The sequence below is a fragment of the Gemmatimonadaceae bacterium genome (assembly GCA_020846935.1).
Lineage (GTDB): Bacteria > Gemmatimonadota > Gemmatimonadetes > Gemmatimonadales > Gemmatimonadaceae > RBC101.
The window spans coordinates 126,138-145,474 of sequence record JADLCY010000002.1; the positions used below are offsets into that span (position 1 = coordinate 126,138).

Sequence of the window (19,337 nt, forward strand, 5' to 3'; positions counted from 1 at the left end):
TCCGGGCGCCGTGGGAGGTACCACGACGCCTCACGCGCCGATGTGGCGGACTCACCGAATGACGATCAGCCTGCCCTGCATCGTGGGATGTAGTGAACAGCGATAGGAAAGCTCGGCGCCATCAGACACGACCACGCGGCCGCTCATTCCCTCGGCAAGGGTTCCTGTGTCCCAGCCGCTGGCCCCGCTGGCGGTTGCCGTATGCGGGAAGATGTCGCGATTGACCCAGACCACCGTGTCACCCACGGCCACGTTGAGTTCGGCGGGGTGGAACGCCAGGCCACTGATCTCCACCGTGTGAACTCGGGGCGCGGGCGTGTTGCCACAGGCAAGCAACGCGCCGGTTCCGAGAGCGAGTGTCAGCGCGACGACGAACCGCCGCGCTGAGCCACGCGTCGACCTGGTCACCTGGACCCTGTCGTTCCGAGTTCGCTGCGGAGCTGCTTTGCGTGCGCGAGATGCGCTGCGATCGCGGGCCGAACGTCGCTCAGCAGCTTCTTGAGTTCCGCGTTGTCGGTGGTGGGAATGAGCACACCGTCCAGGGCGCCGAGTACGGCCTCGTGATAGGCAACCTCGCGGTCCATGTACGCGCGATCAAAGGCGGCACCAGTTGTCTTCTCCAGCGCCGCACGGGCTGCGGTGGCGCCACTCACGAGCGACTTGCTCACCGCATTGTCGGTTGGTGTGACGCCGAGCTTGCTCGCGAGGGCAGCGGCCTGGGCGTTCACCGCCGAGTGATCCGTGATCATCGTCACGGCGAACCGCCGCACACCCTCGGCGCGCGCCCGCGTCTGGGCGAACTTCGCCAGTTCGATGTCGATGGAGTTGGCCGTCACCGCGACGTGGGCGACTTCGGGGTCCGTCAGGTTGGGCGGAGGTGCCTTGGTCGTGGCTTGCGCCGAGAGGGTGGGCGCGAACAGCAAGGCGGCGGCGGAAATGGCATAGGGCAGAGCACGGTGGCGCATCAGGTCCTCGGAGGTCGATTGGATGGGTCAAGATTGGCGTATAAACCAGCTTTGTCAAGTGTTTACTAGTATTACTTGACAAATAGCGCACCACCCGATGATTCTCAGCTGTGCCCGACCTGACCCGACTCCTCTTCGGCGAGACCCAAGCACGCCTCCTGGCGCTGCTGCGGCGCGGACCGCGCTCGATCATGTCGCTGGCGCAGGCGCTTGGCATTACCGACAACGCCGTCAGGCTTCACGTCACCGAGCTGAGGCGGGATGCGCTCGTCGACGACGTCGGCGTGGATCGCGACACGGGCGGAAAGCCAGCCCGCCTGTATGGGCTCACTGGGAAAGGCGAAGAACTCTATCCCAAGGCGTATGCACTGGTCCTGAACGAACTCGTGGCAGAACTGGTCCGTACCCAGGGCCACGAGGGTGCCATCGACCTGCTCAGGGGAGTCGGAACGCGGCTGGCGCCCGCGCGGGGTGGTTCCTCGAGCGAGACGTCGGACCTCGAGTCGCGGGTCAGCGCCGCGGCCGCTGCGCTGCGCGATCTCGGGGCCGACATCGACACGGTGCCCCTGAACGGCGGTGGGTGGCGGCTGCAGGGGTACGCGTGTCCGCTGACCGCCGTCACTGGCGCGCATCGCGAAGTTTGCGAAGTCGTGCGGACGATCGTCGCGGCAATCGCTGGACAGCCCGTGGAGGAGTGCTGCGATCGCACCGGAGAGCGGTCTCGATGCGCGTTCGAGATCGTCCCGACCAACGACAACGGGCGCGGTGAGGATCCACCGCGCCCGCTGTCCTGAGCCTTGCAGGCGTTTAGGAGACCGTCGCGCTCTTCAGGTCGTTGATCGCCTTGAGCAGAAGCTGCATGCGCTTGGGATCGCACGAACCACGCGCATCGCCTTCGAGCTGGGTGGCCAGCGTCGAGAGCTGCTGCGACCGCTGGGCGCCCGGAGCGCGTTCGGCTGACGCGATCGCACCGCGCACGGCGCTGATGCGTGCCGCCGAGAGACACCGGTTGCGCTCGAGCTGATCGACGAACGACTTGGCAAGGGCAAACGAGGGAGGCCACTCGATGAGCGGCTGACCCTGTGCGTTGAGATGCGTCCAGCGCACGGTCTTCGCCGCGTCGATTTCGTTCTGCGAGATGTACTGCGTCGGCACGAGATCGGCGACGTCCAGACCACGGGCGATCTCGGAGCTCACGATCGCGCCGTTGTACCAGTACACGCTCCAGGAGCCGCCCATCCGCATCGTGGTGGAGTCGACCGGGCCACGATCGAAGTACGCGACCTCGAACGGCTTGGCCGGGTCGGTCCAGTCGAACACTGACACGCCGCCCTGATACCACGCCTGAATCATCACGTCGCGTCCCGGGATCGGGATGAGCGAGCCGTTGTGCGCAACGCAGTTTTCGTTGGCGGTCTGGATCGTCGGAATCTTGTAATAGCTCTGGAACTTGAGCTTGCGATTCTCGATGGTGAAGATCGCGTCCGCGCCCCACTCCGGCTTGTCGCCCGCGCGGCACTTGGGCGCGCCACCGCCGCCCCACTCATCCGAAAAGAGCAGCTTGGTGCCGTCGTTGTTGAACGTGGCCGAGTGCCAGTACGCAAAGTTGGAATCGGCAACGGCGTCAAGACGAACCGGGTTCACCGGATTGCTGATGTCGAGCAGGATGCCGTGGCCCTCGCACGCGCCGCCAGCGAGACCGAGCGACGGGTACACCGTGATGTCATGGCACTGCCGGAACGGCGAGATGTCGGAGACACCAGGCGTGGCCTGCTGTCCCATCTGGCCGGCAAAGACGCGGTCGATGATGCCCTGCAGTCCGGCTCGCAGCGCGGCGCTGTCGGCAGCCGTCGCCGCTGCCGCACCTGCTCCCCCGCGCGCCTTCACGATGCTGTCGAGCGCCGGGCGAACGAAGCCGGCACCAACCACCATCTCCATACGGGTCGCCGGGTTCACGGCGATGAAGCCGCCGGACGCGCGCGCCGCTGCGATCTGGCGCTGCTGAACAGCGATGTCTTCCTGCGAGGCGCCGTGCGTCGGGTTTGCCTTGAGTCCGGCAAAGATGTTCGCGCGGTTCACCACGGCCGACGCCGACGGGTTCGCCAGCGGCACCTTGATGATCTCGATGCGCATCAGCGACGAGTTCGCGTCCTGCTGGGGCGTCTGCGCGTAGCAGCCCGCCAACTCGTTCGGCGACCGCACCGGCGCCGAGCCGGACACATAGATGTAGATGTTCTCCTTGTCCTTCGGATCCTCGAGCACCGTGTGCGTGTGCGAGCCGCGGCACGTCTGCACGTTGGCGACGAGCTTCGGATTGCGGATGTCCGAGATGTCGAACACGCGGACGCCGCGGAACCGCTCCTTGCTCACCGAGTCGGGGCCGGCGGGATTCGGGCTCCCGGGCTTGCAATCGAGCCGGCCGTTGTACGCTTCGGCCGACATGAACATCAGGTTGCGATACACCGACACGTCGTTTTGCGATGCCGGACAGGAATACGCGGTGACCAGGACCGGGTTCGCCGGATCCTTGATGTTCCAGATCACGGGGCCGTTGTAGTTGCCCTGGATGGCGTAGTCGCCGACGAACGCGAGGTCGGAGTTGGTGATGCCGAGGAAGCCCGGCGGCGAGACCGCCTTGGCGACGACCTTCATGCCGGTGGTGGCCTCACCCGCGTCCATGAGGCCGGCCTTGAGGCCGACCCGGGCGTCCATGCGGGGGTCGCGGGCCGGCTGGGGCGTCGGCGTGGGGGTCGCGCCACCGCAGCCCGCAGCCGCGACCAACGCGGCGGCGAACATCAGGCGGGGACTCGTGCGTGAAAAGCGCATTCCTGATTCCTCGGTTATGGGGTGTTTCCTTCGAGCAGCATCTGCAACATCCGCTTGATCTCGGTGGTCTGATCCACCGAGACGTCCGCGGCGAACTTGAAGACCGTTTCATCGAGGGCCGCGCCGTTCGAGGCCAGCAGCGTGTCGACCATGGTCACCGCACCCCGATGGTGCTGGATCATGAACGTGAGAAAGAGCCGGTCGAACTCGGGGCCGCGTGCGGCGTCGAGTTGCCTGAGCTGCGCGTCCGTCAGCATTCCCGGCATCGGCATCACGTGATCCATGCCGTTCATCTTCATCGGCATTCCGGCTGGATTCGGCGTCGGAACCTCGAGGTTCCGGTCACGCAACCATGTCTGCATCAGACGGATCTCGTCGGTCTGCGCGTTGATGATCCGTTCCGTGAGGCGGATGAGTGCGGGACTCGCGCCGCGCGACGGCGCCCATTCGGCGATCTGGATCGCCTGGGCATGATGGTGGATCATACCCGACATGAAATCGATGTCGGCCTTGGTGTACGGATAGCGAAGGCTGTCGGCGCGGGCACGCTCCCGCGCGGCCTCGGGGCCCATTCGAGTGAGCGACGCAGGAGCGCCGGAGGACGCGCACGCCGTGAGCAGCGCAGCGCCGGCCAGAAGGGCGAAGTGTCGGGGTATCATGGGGACGGAGCGCAGGTTGGACACACCGGAATGGAGGTCCGTTGGCATCGTAATCTCTGCGCTGGCGCGGTGACTGGCCACTGGGCAGGGCCGAGGACAGCCGGTCCGTCCATCAGGGGTTTGGGCGCGGGACGGAACGCGCGGCCCCAACGACACGTGGCGAGGAACGGGCTATCGGCTCCTCATGTGCTCGACGAGCTGATCCAGCACCTGACCCCACCCGGCGTGGAACCCCATGTCTTCGTGGCGTTTGCGGGTCTCCGCGTCGCGATGGATCGCGGTGGCGGTGTAGCGCGTCCCTCCACCCTCATCCTTCAGTTGCACCATCGCCGTCATGAAGGGCTCGGCCGTCGGGCGAAAGCCGGGGCCGAGTGCGTCGGTGAACACGAGGCGCTCCTGTGGCACGACCTCGAGGTAGCAGCCCGTGTTCGGGTAGAGCGTCCCGTCGGGTGACCGCATGACGGTGTGGCAGCGTCCGCCGGGCCGCAGATCAATCTGGACGTCGGCGATGCTCCAGGGTCGCGGCGCAAACCACACCTTGAGGTGTTCGGGTCGCGTCCACGCCTCCCAGACGAGGGCGCGGGGTACATCGACCACCCGGTCGAGGACGAGGTCGAGTTCGGGATCGGGCGTGAAGAGCGTGGTCATGGCTGGCGTTTGTGGAGTGCGGTGACGTAGGCGTCGAATTGGTCGAGTCGATCCTCCCAGAGCTGGCGCTGCCTGACGAGCCAGTGCTCCGCCTGACGAAGGCGGGCGGGGGCGAGCTGGTACGTGCGCACACGCCCCCGCTTGGATGAGGTGACGAGCCCGCTGTCCTCGAGCACGCGCAGGTGTGCGACGAACGACGGGAGGGCCATGTCGAACGGTTCTGCGAGTTCGCTGACCGAGGCGGGTGTTCGGCTCAGGCGCTCGATCACGCGCCGGCGCGTGGGATCGGCGATGGCGCGGAAGACGTCGCTGACGGAATCAACGGTGGCAGGCATGGCCGAGAATACACCTTCAACTTACTAAGGTCAACAGCTAAGTATCTGCACGAGCCGCCCAGCGAGAGCACCCGGACGGCTCAGCTCCTCGTGGACACCCCTGCGTGGAGCCAGGCATGGCCAGCGCCCCGTGGTGCGTCGACCGTATCGACGCGCGTCAGGCGGCAGGGCGCGAGTGTCACCGTGGGCGAGCCGCACACCGACGGGCGTCAGTCTCGTCGAGCCACCTGTACCAGGTGCGGGTCGACATCGAGATTGCGAGACACCGCCGCGCTCTGGAGGCTTCAGGTGATTGATCGTCGAGGGTTCGTCAAACAATCCGCTGCGCTCCTGGGCGCTGGCATCGCCGGTTCACGACTGAGTGCACCCATCGCATACGGCTCGGTCGCGGCCGCGGCGCCGATTCGCGTGCTCATCCTCGGCGGCACAGGTTTCATCGGGCCACACCTGGTGCGCGCACTCGTCGACCGTGGGCACACGGTCAGCACCTTCACGCGCGGCCGGCGCGACGGCAACCTGCCCGCGGGGGTGGAGCGACTCGTTGGTGATCGCACGATCAACGATACCATTCCGCGCGGAGACCTGCGCGCGCTCGAAGGGCGCCGCTGGGATGCGGTGTTCGATGACTCGGCGACCGATCCACGCTGGGTCCGGCAGTCGACGCATGTGCTCCGGGAGTCCAGCCGCTACCTGTTTGTCTCGTCGACGGGTGTGTTCCTGCCGTACCTCACGGCGAACAACAACGAGGAGGCGCCGGTCGTGCTCACCCCCGCCAACTCCCCCGACTACGGCGTGCGCAAGGCCCAGTCGGAGCGCGTGGTGATGGAGGCGTTCGGCGATCGCGGGTGCGTGGTGCGACCCGGGTACATCGTCGGCCCCGGGGACGTGACGGATCGCTTCTCCTACTGGCCCCAACGATTCGCTGCCGGCGGCGAGATCCTGGTGCCTGGCAAGCGCACCGATCCGTCGCAGTTCGTTGACGTGCGCGACCTCGTGGCCTTCATGGTTGGCCTGATCGAACAGCAGCGGGGCGGGACGTGGAACGTGACCGGGCCGGCACGCCGCATCGGCTTTGGCGACTTCATCGATACCGCACACCGGACGCTCAACCCATCAGCCAGCCTGACCTGGGTCGATGACTACGCCTTCCTTGAAGCCAACCGGATCACCTACGCCGTGCCCTGGCTGATTCCGGCCGGAGAGAACGCGTACCACATGCAGATCGACAACCGCAAGGCGCTCGCGGCCGGGCTCACACTGCGTCCGATGGCCGACACGCTGCGCGATACGCTCGCCGACTGGCCCAACCGCCTCTCGCTGCTTCCACCCGGCGAGGCTCCCAACTTCCGCTGGATCACTCCGCAGAAGGAGCGCGAGATCCTGGCCAGGTGGACGCGCGATCGCCCCGGGAGGTAGGGCGGTGCGGGGAGCGGGGCGTCCTCCGGACGGAGCGTGCCTGGCGCTCGATCGGGTACGGGAACGATCGGCTCCGATGATATGCGCAACGTGAGGGGCCGGCTTGCGGGCGCGGGCCTGGGGACCGAATGTATCGGCCGGCCTTCCCTACCTACCTCCTGCCGGCTCCCTCATGAAGCAATTCCTCTTCGGCGCCGCGATGCTCCTCGGCGCGAACGCGATCAGTGCGCAGAACCCCGCCCCGCGCAGCATGGGCGGCGGCGACTGCGCGCAGAACCGATGGAACTGCGCCGACACGCCCAATCCGCTCAGGGCGCCCGCCACAGTATGGCTGGAGGAGATGACGTGGATGGACGTGCGCGACGCGATCGCGGCGGGCAAGAAGACGGTGATTGTTCCTACCGGGGGCATGGAGCCCAACGGTCCGTGGCTGGCAACCGGCAAGCACAACTACGTGCTCCACGCCAACTGCGACGCCATCGCACGGAAGCTCGGCAACGCGCTCTGCGCACCCATCGTGAAGTTCGTTCCCGAGGGCCGCATTGATCCGCCGAGCGGGCACATGACCAGCCCGGGCACGATCAGCATGCGCGAGGAGACGTTCCGTGCGGTGCTCACGGACATCGTGGCCAGCCTCCGGCAGAGCGGCTTCACCACGATCATCCTCATTGGAGACAGCGGCGGCAACCAGGGCGGGCAGCGTGCGGTGGCCGATTCGCTGACGACCATCTGGAAGGGAGCGCCGATCGTCGCGCACGTGCAGGAGTACTACGACTACGCCGGCGCCAAGAAGCACATGGAGTCGAAAGGCATCGTCGAGCGGTCTCCCGAGAACCTGCACGACGACCCGGTGATTGCGCTCAACATGTTCATCGACGACCCGAACTCGATCCGCTATGACGAACGGGTGAAGGCGGGCACAGCAACGATCAACGGCGTGTCACTCGCCGACCGCCGCAAGGCGACGGAGTGGGCGAAGGAGATCGTGGCGTTCCGCACGAGCGTCACGGTGGACGCGATCCACAGGGCGATCGCCAACAAAGGCACGCTGCCGGCCCCGGCACGCTGACAGAACCGATCGCGTTGCCCGGCCGAGCAACCGCGCCGGGCACCGCCGCACTTCTGCCGTGGTCCTGAGACTCGTCCCGGTGGCCGGAGCCTCGAGCGGTAGCACGCGGCGAGACAGTCCTTCACGGCAGCGCGGGTGGCGACAGACTCCGCCTACCGGTTGTACTCCGAGAGCCAGTGGAACTGTCGCTCGGTCAGCTGGAAGTGCCGGCGCGTACGGACAAACTCGACAAACACGGAGTCGTCGCGGATCCGCGCCCACAACCGACCGGTCGCGCTATCGGGCGCGTCGTAGCGCGCCCGAAACATCCATGTGCTGTCGCCGGGGATCGTCGACGTCTTCCACAGGGCGAGGGTGCGCGCGGCCGTGTCGGGCCGATACCGGAAGTAGCCGCGACGATAGCGCCGCCAGAAGACGGTGTCCTGCGTCCCGATGCTGCCCGCTCCGTTGCTGTCGATGATGAGGTCGCGCCAGCGCAGCGAATCGGCCGAGGTGGCGGGGATCGTATCGCCGTTCAGCACGAAGAGCCGCACGTCGTACACGCCCGCGGGGAACGGCACGGCCGGAACCACCGTCGCGAGCGCCTGCGCGCGCTGGTAGCTCGACCAGAACGGCATCACGAGGATGGAGACGATGAGTGCCGTCTTGAGGACTCGCCGCGCGATGTGAAAGCGCCGGTCGGTATACGGGGGCTCATACAACGCGGTTGGCGGTGCGGCCTGGTTGAGGGCCAGGAACCCGATGAGCCGGCGCGCATCGAGCGCAAGCAGGAAACAGCAGGCGAACAGCAGGTGCGACGCGAAGAGTTTCACCGGTACGTCATAGCTCATGTTGATCATGACGACGTTGATGAACGCGCCGGCGGCGGCCATGAGGCCAAGCGTGACGGTACGACGCGGAAGCAGCAGGAGGCCCGCGACGGTCTCGGCGATCCCGGAGAAGACCTGATACTTCGTGGAGTAGCCGATGAACAGCCACGACAACCGCATGGGCAGGAAGTCGCCGAGCGGGGTGGCCAGCTGACTCAGTGTGGGGAACGGCATCTGCAGGGCAAAGACCTTGATGATGCCATAGCTGAGCGCAAACATCGCGATGTAGTAGCGAGTGACCGTGCGCAGCCAGTAGCTCGCCTTCGGGTAGGCCGCGCGCCGACGATCAACGACGCTCCAGACGAAGGCGCCGACGACCGCTGCCGCGAGATAGAGCCAGAGCTGCGCCCATGACCACGAGGTATCGCCGGAACCGTTAGGCAGTACGAGCGGCTCGCGCACGTGCCAGAGGCTCCGGTTGGAGATCTGGACGGCCTGGTTGACGCCGGCCTGGTACACCTCCGCGATGAACGAGAGTCCGGGCACACGCGCCAGCCAGTTCCACGGCGCGATCTGCAGCCCGAGGTAGATGAAGGCAAAGCGGAACGCGACGCGCTGCCAGAGTGGCCAGCGCGCGTCGGCCGGCGTGACGGGAGCGCTCACCTCGATGCGGGCGATCCGGGCCCCACGATCGCGAGCGCTGCGGCGACCGTCATCGAGGCGTTCCCTGCGTCCTCGATGCTCACGGGACCACTTGCGGCCTGGGCTCCATCTTCACGATCCAGAGCCCCGAGTTCATGTCGTTGAGAAAGATCAGGTTGTTCTTGACCACCACGCCCCAGGTCATCGTGGCGTTGGGGATCTTGCCCTGTGGGCTCTGCGGCTGGAAATGCGAGATCTCGCGCCCCTGCTCCTGCAGGTCGCCGCGCAACTCGCCCGAGATGTCGAAGGCGTGGAAACCGGAGTTGTACGCGCCCATGTAGAGCGTGTCCCCCGCAACCCAGATGTTGTGCACGCCGCCGAACTCCGGCTCATAGTGCGCGACGCTCCTGGGGTGCTCGATGTCGGACACGTCGATCACCTGCAGGCGCCCGTAGGCGCGACCCACGCGTCCCCCGAGCGCCGCCTGGACTTCCTCGGGGTCAAAGACTTCGTCGGCGATGAACACGTAGTTCCGATGTCGCCAGGCGGTGTGCGTTCCGCGGATGTAGCCGGCGCCGGCCTCCGTCTCCACGCGCGTTCGATAGAGCGCGTCGAGGTCGTATTTGTACTGTGACACGAGGACGGGCTTCGACGGCGTGCCGCCCCTGATGCCGTTGCCGACATCCAGGATCACGAGGCCGTCGTTCCACCAGCTGCCATAGAGCAGCCCATTCTGAACATCGACGTCGTGCAGCGTCCGGCCGGCAGTGCTGTTCGCCGGGCGTGGCGTGGCCCAGCGCGAGACCTCGCGCGGCTTCGACGGATCGTCGATGTTGATCACGTGCACCGCACCGGTGCCGTCATTCGTGATGTAGACATGGCGCCCGTACTTCGGGTCCGTGTAGATGAAAGCCGAGTGGACGCCGGCCGTGACGTCTTCGGTGAAGTCGGCCACCTTCTTCGGCCGCAGCGGGTCGGCGAGCGTCATGACGACGATGCCGTTGCGCCGGTTGTCCGCGCCTTCTCTCGTGAACACCAGCACCTCGCCCTTCTCGTCGGTCATGATGTCGTTCACGATCCGGAAGTTCTCGACGACGGAGTCGGCGATGGCCGGCTTGGCGGGATCGCTGAGGTCGATCGTGTAGAATCGATCGCCACCCGCGTGTGTGCCGAGGTACGCCACCTTGCCGTTGGGGTGTACCCACACCTCGGAGGTGACGAACGCCGAACGCAGCACCGAGCCCACGACGCTCGTCTTGCGGCGCACGTTGCGATCGGTGAGGCTCACCGGCGCGTCCGCGCTCAGGCGACCGAAGTTGGCAGTCACCAGATAGTTGCCCGGTGTGTAGCCCACAAAGGCGCCATCGTTCGTGATCTCGCCTCTGCCTGGCGACATCGTCCAGCTGGGCACCAGGCCGTCGATCACCCGGCCCGCGGCATCCTTTACCTCCACACGAAACCGCAACACGTCGCCCTGCCGCGCGCTTGCGGTGGCCGGCATCACGGTCACGGTACCGCCGACAACACCCACCACGGTCAGCTCGAGCGTGGACGTGGCTCGGCCCGCGACCGCGGTGAGCGTGGCCCGACCGGGCGCGACCGCCACCACCAGGCCGCGCTCGTCGACACGCACTACGTTAGGCGCCGACGACCGCCACGTGACGCGATCGCTCGCTGAGTCCCCGTCGACCGAACGGGCGAGGGCGGAGAGCTGCAGGCGCTGACCGGCCAGCATGCGACCCGGTCGCGGCGAGAGCGCCACCGTCGCGGCCGGCCCGGAGACCATGTGGACTTCGACACGAGCGGTCACCGGCCGTGCGCCGGGAACCAGCGCCGACACCACCACCGGGATCTTGCCGACGGCACCCGATGTGACGAGGCCCGTGCTGTCGACCGATCCCTCGAAGTTGCCGGCCGCGGCAAAGAAACGGAGGCGCGCGTTCGGCACGACCGCGCCACTCGCGTCGATGAGGCGTGCGGTGAGGCGCATCGTGTCTTTGGCCACCATCCGCGGCGTGGCAGGCGTGATCACGATGCGCGGCCCCTGCTGCGCGGCGGCCGCGGCGGGTGTGACGAGAACCGCGGCGAAAGCAAGACGTTTGATGCAGGTCACGGAAGGCTGGGCGAGAGTCCCATGAAGGTCGCAGCGCCTTGAAGGGTGGTCAACGTGCCGGATCGACCTCGGCGACAATCTCCGGTGCCGGGCTCCGAGCCCTTGAGGATCGCTCGGCTGAGGAGCGGGCAGGCAGCGCTGAGAAACGGACCAGCAGCGCAATGGGAGCGGCCCGGCTGCATTGAAGGGCGGGTCGGTCGCGCTGACGAGCGAGCCAGCAGCGTATCGGAGCTGGCGGCCGCGCGGAAGAGCGGCCCGTGAGCGCTGAGGCCTGGACCAGACTGGGAGCGGGCGATCAAGGGACAGACGATGCTGCCCACACCGCTGTCGTCAGAGACTCCCTCGTCGCTTGAGCAGGGTGTACTGGTCCACGACGGCCCTGGCGGCACTCGCTGGTGGCACATCGAGCACGAGCACACCGCGGGACCGCATGTCGGCGAGCGCGGATTCGCGCGCCTGGAGCAGCTCTTCGGCGGCGGCGCGCTCAAAGGCCGCCGCGACGGTCGCGACACGCGTCGTTGCCAGCCGGTCGATCTCGGGATGCCGCAGCGTCACGGCCAGCGGCAGGTGGCGCGGTCGCAGCGAGCCGACCTGCGCGACCAGCGCATCGCTCGCCGTGCGATCGATGACATCGGTGAACACGACCGTGAGCGCACGCTTGCGGTTGCGCGCGGCGAGCCACGCGAACGCGGCGGGATAGTCCGGCTCCACGAGGCGGCCTTCCACGGCCGCGAGGGCCTCCAGCACCTGACGCATCGCGCGGCGGCCGCGCGCGGGTGCGACGAACGCCTGGACCGTATCGGCAAACACCAGCAGGCCCACGTTGTCGTCGTGCTCCATGGCCGCATACGCGAGTTGGAGTGCGGCATCGATCACGGCTTCGAGTCGTGGTCGCCCCTCCGACTCCGCGGTCAGCATGCGGCCGGCGTCGATCGCGATCAGCACATATTGGCGGCGTTCATCCTCGAACTGCCGAGCCATCGGCTTGCCGCGCCTCGCCGAGGCCTTCCAGTCGATGGCGCGCGTGTCGTCGCCGGGAACCCACTCGCGCAGACTCTCGAACACGCGTCCTTCGCCGAGCCTGCGCACGTTGCGCAGGCCGCTCTCACGCCGGCGCATCGCCTGCGTGGGAAGGGCTCGCAGCGCCACGTCCTGCAGACTGGGGAACACCGTCGCTTGCCAGGGGAGTGCACGCTGCGACTGATGCCAGGCCAGACCCCACGGTGAACGTACGCGCAGGTGGAGCGTGCCCTCGCGCGCGTGCCCGCGCCGCACGGGCCGCACGCTCAGGTCCTCGTGGACCACCGCGCCCGCCGCGATCAGGAGCCGCCGCTCGCCTCCCGCCACCGCGCCGCCGAGGGCCACGAATGCTGATGGCAGCGTCTCCCGCACGCGCAGCTCAACGCGATCGGCGCCACGGTTCGTCCAGCGGTATCGCACCGGCAACGCACGACCTGCCGAAAATGCCGGTGGTGCGTCGCGCTCCACCGCGACCTGCTCCGTGCGACGGCCCGCACCGCGCCACGCATCGACAGCGAGCGCTGCCAGCCAGGCGGCATCGAGACCAAGCAGGAGCAGCGCGGCTGGCTGCCACACGAAGGCCAGCGGCGCGACGAGCGCGAGGCCGGCCGCAACCGCGAACCAGGTGCGCGAAGGAACGATCACCCGCGTGGCGCCTCCACCCGTTCCACCAGCGCCGCGATCGCTGCATCGGCCGTGACGCCTTCGAGTTCCAGCTCGGGCGCGACCTGGATGCGATGGCGAAGCACCGCCGGCGCCAGCGACTTGACGTCGTCAGGCACGACGTACGAGCGCCCATCGAGCACTGCCGCGGCCTGCGCCAGCCCGAGCAGCGCCACCGATGCCCGAGGGGAAGCGCCAAGCGTGATGGTCGGCGCCTCTCGGGTCATGCGGACCAGGGCCGTGATGTAGGCGACGAGGGTGGGCTCCACGCGCACGCGGCGGATCGCGGCGCGCACGGCTTCGAGGCCGGCAAGGTCAGTCACGGGGCTCACGCCGAAACTCGCCGAATCCGACGAGTCAAATCCGTCAAGCACGCGAGCGAGGAGCCCTTGCTCCGCCTCGGCAGAGGGATAGGGAAGGAGCACCTTCACCAGGAAACGGTCCAGCTCCGCCTCTGGCAACGGGTAGGTTCCCTCGAACTCGATGGGGTTCTGCGTGGCAAACACGGTAAAGCCGGGGCTCAGCTCATGCGTCTCACCGTCGACGGTGACGCTGCGCTCCTGCATGGCTTCCAGCATCGCGGCCTGCGTCTTGGCCGGTGCGCGGTTGATCTCGTCGCCAAGCACGAGGTCCGAGAAGAGCGGCCCCGGTCGAAAGCTGAACGAGCCGGCGCCCATGAGGAGACTCACGCCGGTGATGTCGGACGGCATCAGGTCGGGCGTGAACTGGATGCGGCGGAAGCGGAGGCCCAACGACGCGGCCAGCGCGCGCACGAGCAGCGTCTTTGCCGTGCCGGGCGGCCCCTCGAGCAGCACGTGCCCCCGCGCGAAGAGCGCCAGCAGGGCCTCGCGGATCGCCGCGTCCTGGCCAAGGACCACGCGGCCGACCTGCTCCACCACCTGTTGTGCGCGCTCGGCCACGGCGCGCACCTCGTCATCGGTCATCGGTGCAATGCGTCCCACACGTCCTCCACGGCGTTGGCCGCCCCGCGGACGGCGATGTCGGGTTGTCCGGGTCTGGCGTAGTCCACCAGGCGTGCGGCGCGGCGTCGTGCCTCGGCGTCCGGCGCGCGCGCGACGAGGACTTCCACGAATGGAAGCCACGCCGCCCGCCCTGCTCCTGCACGCCGGCGGTCGCCTCCACCGGCGGCAAGCCGTCGTTGGAGTCCCCGGACCAGCGCGCCGATCGCCACGTCATGGCCATTCGATGCCGACAGTGCGGTGGCGAGCGCCCGCACGTGTTCGAGCGGCGAGCGCCGCTCGCGGGCGATGCGCCGCCGCACCGGCCCAAAGCGTACCGACCCGGCCACCCAGGCCAGAAAAGCGACGATTGACACCTGCCACATGGCCCAACCCCACGGACTGCGCCGCGTCCAGGCCATCGCCGAGCGCCACATCGAACCGCCGGGGCCCACGTGATGGAACTCGTCGAAGATGACGCGACGGCTGCGCGCGACGAGTGCCCCGATCACGACCTCTGGTGCCCCGGGCACGCCGAGTCCGCGCGTTCCGATCACGCCCGCATCGGAGAGCACGAGGATCGACCCTTCGGCATCCTCCACCTCGAGGCGAACGAGCACCGGAAGATTGCGCGTCGTCCGCAGCAGCACCTCCTGGCTCGTGATCGCGATGTCGGGACAGGTTGGTGCAGCAGTAAACGGATCGCGCTTCCGGCGACCGGTCGTGTCGACGGTGAGGGTCGTGATGACGCCGGGGCCCGGCCTGCCGTCCGCGCCCACGAGCCGCGCCGAGTCGAGGATGGCGGAATCGAAGGCAAACCCGAGACAGCGCACGAGCGGCAGCGTCGCGGGACCGGCCAGGAACAGGTTGGCACCCCTCCCCGGCATTCCGATCAACGTGCTGACATCGTGCGCGACCGACATCGGCGGATTGATGACAGCGACCGTCGACCCGTCGAGGGCCGTGTCAGGGATCAGCGACAGCCGATCGCGCCAGCGCGTCACGTCGCCGCCGGCGGCGACGATCACCTCGGCCAGGGCGCGCGTTCCGTTGGGTCCGTTCGACAGGCTCGACGAGCGCGTGTCGGAGGTGAGGCCGCGCGATCGGTCCCGGCCGGCGGCCAGCGCCACGAGCATCACCGCCACGAACGCGGCGCCGGCGAGCGCGAGTTCAGTGCGAGGCCGCATATCGGTCCGCACTCGCCAGGTCTCGCCAGCGTGCCCACGCTTCGGGCGTGATCGCGACGCGCGCATATACGTGCGCGTACAGCGTGGCCACCACGGCCCTCAGGTCGCGACGGGCCTCATCGCCGAGGTCTGCTTCACGCACGTATTCGCTCGGCGTCTTGCTGGGATGGAAACGTGCCACGCGCCGCGCATCGAGCTCGAGCACAAACCTCAGAAAGTCGGCCTGCATCGCCTCGGCCAGTCGCCCGCTCGCGGTCAGGCGCTCGACCTCGCGGGCATACCATGCAGCGTCGCGCACAATGGATGATTGCGCCAAGGGCTCGGCGGGCGCGGGTGCGGTTCCCGCGCGCAGCGTGCGTGCCGCGATCCACATCGCATGCAGCACGATCGCCGCGAGAATCAGCACCATCAGCCACACGAACGCTCGGTAGCCCAATGGATTCGACTCCCGCAGGCGATCCACCCAATCGAGCAGCGCCCACCACGCGCGCGCCACGGGCGCCCACGCATCACGCGGCGCCCGAGCCTGGTACTCGGGCGCCCGCAGCACCACTTCAATCAATGCCCGCAGCGAGTCGGCGGCGACCTCGCGGCTCTGGACGAGTCCCGTCACGTCGTGCCCAGCGACGCTGACAGCATCTCGAGGTCGTACGCTTCCTTGCGCACCCGCAGGTCGTAGTAGAGTAGCGTGGCCAGCACGTAGAGAAACGGATAGGCAAGCACCTGCAGCACCGAGATCACCAGGAACGCCATGACGCCCATCGTCCCCACGCTCGTGTTGCCCGCTGCCGCCACGGTGAAGGCGCCGAGCGCGATGCCGGGGAGCATGATGAGCAGGAAGGCGACGAGGTACGCGAGGAAGATCTTCCCGCGGTGGCCCCTGGTCAGGTGGAACGATCGCCGCATGCCCGCCGTGCCGGATACCTGGTTCTCGAGCACAATGGCAGGCGCGGTGACCGCGAGACCACAGAGGACGATGATGCCTGGAACGATCAGGAGCAGGAATCCGATCACGTAGAGCAGGCCGGACGCAAACGCCGAGGCGATGAGGCGCCCGACGAAGGGCTGTGCCCGCTGAAAGGCATCGCTCGGCGTGATCGAGCCTCCGAGGTAGGCTTCGGCCACCATGAACGTGGACGTTGCGATACCGAGCTGGCCCAGCACGATCGACGCGAGCATCGCGACAAACCAGGCAAAGGGATGCTCGAGCATACCGCCGCCGGCCTCGACGTAGAGACTGAGCGCGAGCGGGATCGCTTGCGTGGCAAGGGCCACGAACACCAGCGGAACGAGCTGTCGACGATAGAGACTGAAGGAGGCGTCGAGCAGGTCGCCAAGCGACATGGGCCGCAGCGTCATCGCGAGTTGCATCCGTGCCCTCGTGGTGTTTGTGTGACAGGACTCCAATTCTCACCGGTCCCGCACACAACGGAAGGGTGAGGCGAACCAGCCACCCCGGGCTCGCGTGGATTTTCGCCAGCACCTCGAAGTCGAGACGCCGGAGCACGTGCTCCTGGATTACGAGATCGCCGGTCTCGGGAGCCGGGCGCTCGCCGCGATCATCGACACCGTCATCCTTGTGGTGGCCATGGCCGCGCTCACGTTGCTGGGCTTCTGGCTGCAGGCGAGGCTTGGCTCGACGGTCGTGCTGGCGGTCGTTGCGCTCCTCGACTTCGCATTGCTCTGGGGATACTTCGCGCTGTTCGAGGGGCTGCGCGAGGGTCAGACTCCAGGAAAGAAGTGGCTCGGCATTCGCGTCATTCAGGAAACCGGTCATGGCATCACCATGCGCGAAGCCGCGATCCGCAACTTGCTTCGGCTCGCGGATTTCCTGCCCCCGCCTTACCTGCTCGGGGCCCTCATCGTGGCCGTGCATCCACGCGGTCGACGACTCGGCGACCTCGCGGCGGGCACGGTCGTCGTGCGCGACAACCCGCTCACGGCCGGCGCGACGCTCCCGATCGAGGCCTCGGACGCCACCACCCATGGCGCGCCGCTGCTCGCGGACGATGAGTACCAGGTGCTGCGCACGTTTGCGGCGCGCGCACCGGACCTCGACCCCGACGTCCGGACGCGCATCACCTCCTCGCTGGCCGCGCGTTTTTCGGACCGCGTGCCCGGGCGCCATCGGGGCGACGAGCCGTTCCTCACGTCATTGCTCGCCGACGAAACGGCGCGCCGACGCGGACAGTTTGCGGTGCGCACACGTGCCCCTGGGGCAACTCGGCAGGTTGCGGTTCCGGCGATGGCGACGGTGGAGCGCCTCGTCGCGACCAAGGATCGGCGGTGGCGCGAGTTCGAGGCCATGGCGGCGCGCGCCTCGCGCGGCGGACTGGACTCGCTCGGAAGCGACGAGCTTCCGGAGTTCGCCGCGCGCTATCGCGAAGTCGCCGCTGACCTCGCACGCGTGCGCACGTACCAGGCGGACGCGATGGTGCGCGCACGCCTCGAGCGAGCCGTGGCCACAGGTCACAACCTGCTCTATCGCAGTGCGCGCGGTTCATGGCGTGACCTGCCTGGGTTCGCTGCTCGCAGCGCCCCGGCTGCCGTGATCGAGGCCGCGCCGTGGGTCCTGGTGGCATTTCTCGCGTTCAGCGTGCCCGCGGTTGCCGGCTACGCCGCGTTGCGCGCCACGCCTTCGCTGGCCGAGGAGACACTGCCGGGCGCACTGCTCGATCGCGCGGCCGAGGGCGCCGTCGCGCAGCGCGAGGGCCGCGGGTACGCCGAGACGAGCGCGCGGCATCGCGCGCTGATGGCGTCGACCATCATCACCAACAACGTGAAGGTGGCCTTCGCCTGTTTTGCCGGTGGCATCTTTCTCGGCGTGGGCTCGCTGCTCGCGCTTGCGTTCAACGGCCTGTTGATCGGGGGCGCATCCGCGCACTACCACAATCTTGGCCTGCTGTCCTACCTCTGGACCTTTGTCGCCGGGCATGGCGTGCTTGAACTGTTTGCGATCTGGTGCGCGGGAGCCGCCGGGCTGATCGTTGGCGCCGCATTCGTGCGGCCGGGCGACTATTCACGGCGCGACGCGCTCGTCATTCGCGGGCGATTGGCGGTCCGTCTCGTGGGCGCGTCGACGATCCTGCTGCTCGTTGCCGGAATGATCGAAGGCTTCCTGTCGGCTTCTGGCGCGCCGTTCGCGGTCAAGGTCGGCGTGAGTGCGGCGAGTGCGGTGTTGCTCGCCATCTGGCTCATTCTGGGCGGGAGAGATCGCAACAGATCGGCGTCGCCCGACTCCTGACACGAACCCAGTACGGCCGCCCCACCGGGCCACCGTACCGGGTTCAGCATCACCACTCGCGTGTGCCGCCAGCAAGGCGCGGCTCACGACGAGGTGATGCGATGCCGTCAGGCGTTCTTGCGTCCGGGCGCCGCCGCGTCGTCGCGCCGAGCGTCAGGCTCCTTCTGGCCGGTCGCCGGACGCGGGCTGGCTCCCACCCTGGTCTTGTCGGTGGGTTCCGTCGTTTGGGCGCTGCGGGGCGCCTGGCCAGGATTGTTCACCAGCGGATCGCCCATCGGGCGCTTGTCATCGGGATTCGGCATGGAATGCTCCAGGGTTGTTGGGAGATGTTGCATGCGTGTTGTGTCTCGGCATGCGTCGTGATCGCAAGGTGCGCCAGCGCGCACGCGAGGGGCATTCACCAATCGAGCGATCTTTCCCGTCACCGTTGGAGCACGCGCGGCTACCTCTCAGGGCCCTGCGACGAACTGGGGCGTCAACCGCTGGTTGCCGACTCGCGTGGGCGACGTCGCACGTCGATCGCGATGTGCAGCGTGATCTCGAGGTCGTCGCCATCGAGCACCACGTGGCGTACCGTGCCGTGCGGCACCCCAATGGTTTGGCGAGGGTGACGATCGCGCCAAAGCGGACGTCCGATGGCGGCGTGCTCCGGTCTCGGCGTCGGGACCTCGGGTGTGGATTCGACCAGGGGGTGCGCCGCGTCGTGTGTCGCGTAACCGCCGGCCGACGGCTGCTGCGGATCGTTGCGATATCGTGAGGGCATGACAAGGCCTCCGCGTCTT

The 19,337-nt window shown here is 67.8% G+C and carries 19 protein-coding genes; 4 read left to right on the forward strand and 15 right to left on the reverse strand.

Going from position 1 to position 19,337, the window contains the following annotated elements; genetic code table 11:
* Positions 1-51: 51 nt before the first annotated feature.
* Together IT361_04475 and IT361_04480 are read right to left on the reverse strand one after the other, a co-directional pair.
* A complete protein-coding gene (locus IT361_04475; GenBank protein MCC6316928.1) occupies positions 52-294 on the reverse strand; it encodes a hypothetical protein in 243 nt (80 codons plus the stop codon).
* Positions 295-404: 110 nt separating this feature from the next.
* Positions 405-965, reverse strand: coding sequence for a DUF4142 domain-containing protein (locus IT361_04480; protein MCC6316929.1), 561 nt, complete (start codon positions 963-965; stop codon positions 405-407).
* A gap of 110 nt (positions 966-1,075) precedes the next feature.
* On the opposite strand from IT361_04480, the gene IT361_04485 reads away from it, so the two are divergent.
* Entirely contained in the window at positions 1,076-1,759 is a 684-nt protein-coding gene (locus IT361_04485) for a hypothetical protein (protein MCC6316930.1), read from the forward strand.
* A gap of 13 nt (positions 1,760-1,772) precedes the next feature.
* Here IT361_04485 and IT361_04490 read toward each other — a convergent pair whose 3' ends face one another.
* The 4 genes from IT361_04490 to IT361_04505 all read right to left on the reverse strand — a co-directional run bounded on the left by IT361_04490 (position 1,773) and on the right by IT361_04505 (position 5,433).
* On the reverse strand, positions 1,773-3,791 hold the full coding sequence (locus IT361_04490; protein ID MCC6316931.1) for a hypothetical protein: 2,019 nt from the start codon (positions 3,789-3,791) through the stop codon (positions 1,773-1,775).
* Positions 3,792-3,805: 14 nt separating this feature from the next.
* Positions 3,806-4,450: a DUF305 domain-containing protein gene (locus IT361_04495; GenBank protein MCC6316932.1), complete on the reverse strand. Its 645-nt coding sequence runs from the start codon at positions 4,448-4,450 to the stop codon at positions 3,806-3,808.
* Between the two features lie 171 nt (positions 4,451-4,621).
* Positions 4,622-5,098: an SRPBCC family protein gene (locus IT361_04500; protein ID MCC6316933.1), complete on the reverse strand. Its 477-nt coding sequence runs from the start codon at positions 5,096-5,098 to the stop codon at positions 4,622-4,624.
* Positions 5,095-5,433: a helix-turn-helix transcriptional regulator gene (locus IT361_04505; protein ID MCC6316934.1), complete on the reverse strand. Its 339-nt coding sequence runs from the start codon at positions 5,431-5,433 to the stop codon at positions 5,095-5,097. Before IT361_04505 ends, IT361_04500 begins: the two co-directional genes overlap by 4 nt.
* Positions 5,434-5,721: 288 nt before the next feature.
* Here IT361_04505 and IT361_04510 point away from each other — a divergent pair, with 288 nt between their 5' ends.
* The gene (locus tag IT361_04510) at positions 5,722-6,849 is read left to right on the forward strand and encodes an NAD-dependent epimerase/dehydratase family protein (GenBank protein ID MCC6316935.1); all 1,128 of its coding nucleotides are present in this window, start codon (positions 5,722-5,724) and stop codon (positions 6,847-6,849) included.
* A gap of 172 nt (positions 6,850-7,021) precedes the next feature.
* A complete protein-coding gene (locus IT361_04515) occupies positions 7,022-7,918 on the forward strand; it encodes a creatininase family protein (GenBank protein ID MCC6316936.1) in 897 nt (298 codons plus the stop codon).
* Positions 7,919-8,070: 152 nt separating this feature from the next.
* On the opposite strand, the gene IT361_04520 is transcribed toward IT361_04515, so the two are convergent.
* From IT361_04520 to IT361_04550, 7 genes are all read right to left on the reverse strand, one after another.
* The gene (locus IT361_04520; protein ID MCC6316937.1) at positions 8,071-9,390 is read right to left on the reverse strand and encodes a hypothetical protein; all 1,320 of its coding nucleotides are present in this window, start codon (positions 9,388-9,390) and stop codon (positions 8,071-8,073) included.
* A gap of 79 nt (positions 9,391-9,469) precedes the next feature.
* Positions 9,470-11,482 (reverse strand): Ig-like domain-containing protein, encoded by a 2,013-nt coding sequence (locus tag IT361_04525; GenBank protein ID MCC6316938.1) that lies wholly within the window; start codon positions 11,480-11,482, stop codon positions 9,470-9,472.
* A 330-nt stretch (positions 11,483-11,812) separates the two neighbouring features.
* Positions 11,813-13,147, reverse strand: coding sequence for a DUF58 domain-containing protein (locus tag IT361_04530; GenBank protein MCC6316939.1), 1,335 nt, complete (start codon positions 13,145-13,147; stop codon positions 11,813-11,815).
* Positions 13,144-14,109: a MoxR family ATPase gene (locus IT361_04535; GenBank protein MCC6316940.1), complete on the reverse strand. Its 966-nt coding sequence runs from the start codon at positions 14,107-14,109 to the stop codon at positions 13,144-13,146. Before IT361_04535 ends, IT361_04530 begins: the two co-directional genes overlap by 4 nt.
* The gene (locus IT361_04540) at positions 14,106-15,311 is read right to left on the reverse strand and encodes a DUF4350 domain-containing protein (GenBank protein MCC6316941.1); all 1,206 of its coding nucleotides are present in this window, start codon (positions 15,309-15,311) and stop codon (positions 14,106-14,108) included. The genes IT361_04535 and IT361_04540 overlap by 4 nt, the downstream gene beginning before the upstream one ends.
* The gene (locus tag IT361_04545; GenBank protein ID MCC6316942.1) at positions 15,295-15,924 is read right to left on the reverse strand and encodes a DUF4129 domain-containing protein; all 630 of its coding nucleotides are present in this window, start codon (positions 15,922-15,924) and stop codon (positions 15,295-15,297) included. Before IT361_04545 ends, IT361_04540 begins: the two co-directional genes overlap by 17 nt.
* Positions 15,921-16,682: a hypothetical protein gene (locus tag IT361_04550; protein ID MCC6316943.1), complete on the reverse strand. Its 762-nt coding sequence runs from the start codon at positions 16,680-16,682 to the stop codon at positions 15,921-15,923. Before IT361_04550 ends, IT361_04545 begins: the two co-directional genes overlap by 4 nt.
* Before the next feature lie 94 nt (positions 16,683-16,776).
* Here IT361_04550 and IT361_04555 point away from each other — a divergent pair, with 94 nt between their 5' ends.
* Complete coding sequence (locus IT361_04555) at positions 16,777-18,555, forward strand: stage II sporulation protein M (GenBank protein MCC6316944.1); 1,779 nt, start codon at positions 16,777-16,779, stop codon at positions 18,553-18,555.
* A gap of 107 nt (positions 18,556-18,662) precedes the next feature.
* Here the strand turns inward: IT361_04555 and IT361_04560 are convergent, their stop codons facing one another.
* The gene (locus IT361_04560; protein ID MCC6316945.1) at positions 18,663-18,857 is read right to left on the reverse strand and encodes a hypothetical protein; all 195 of its coding nucleotides are present in this window, start codon (positions 18,855-18,857) and stop codon (positions 18,663-18,665) included.
* Positions 18,858-19,030: 173 nt separating this feature from the next.
* Complete coding sequence (locus tag IT361_04565; GenBank protein ID MCC6316946.1) at positions 19,031-19,318, reverse strand: hypothetical protein; 288 nt, start codon at positions 19,316-19,318, stop codon at positions 19,031-19,033.
* Positions 19,319-19,337: the final 19 nt, after the last annotated feature.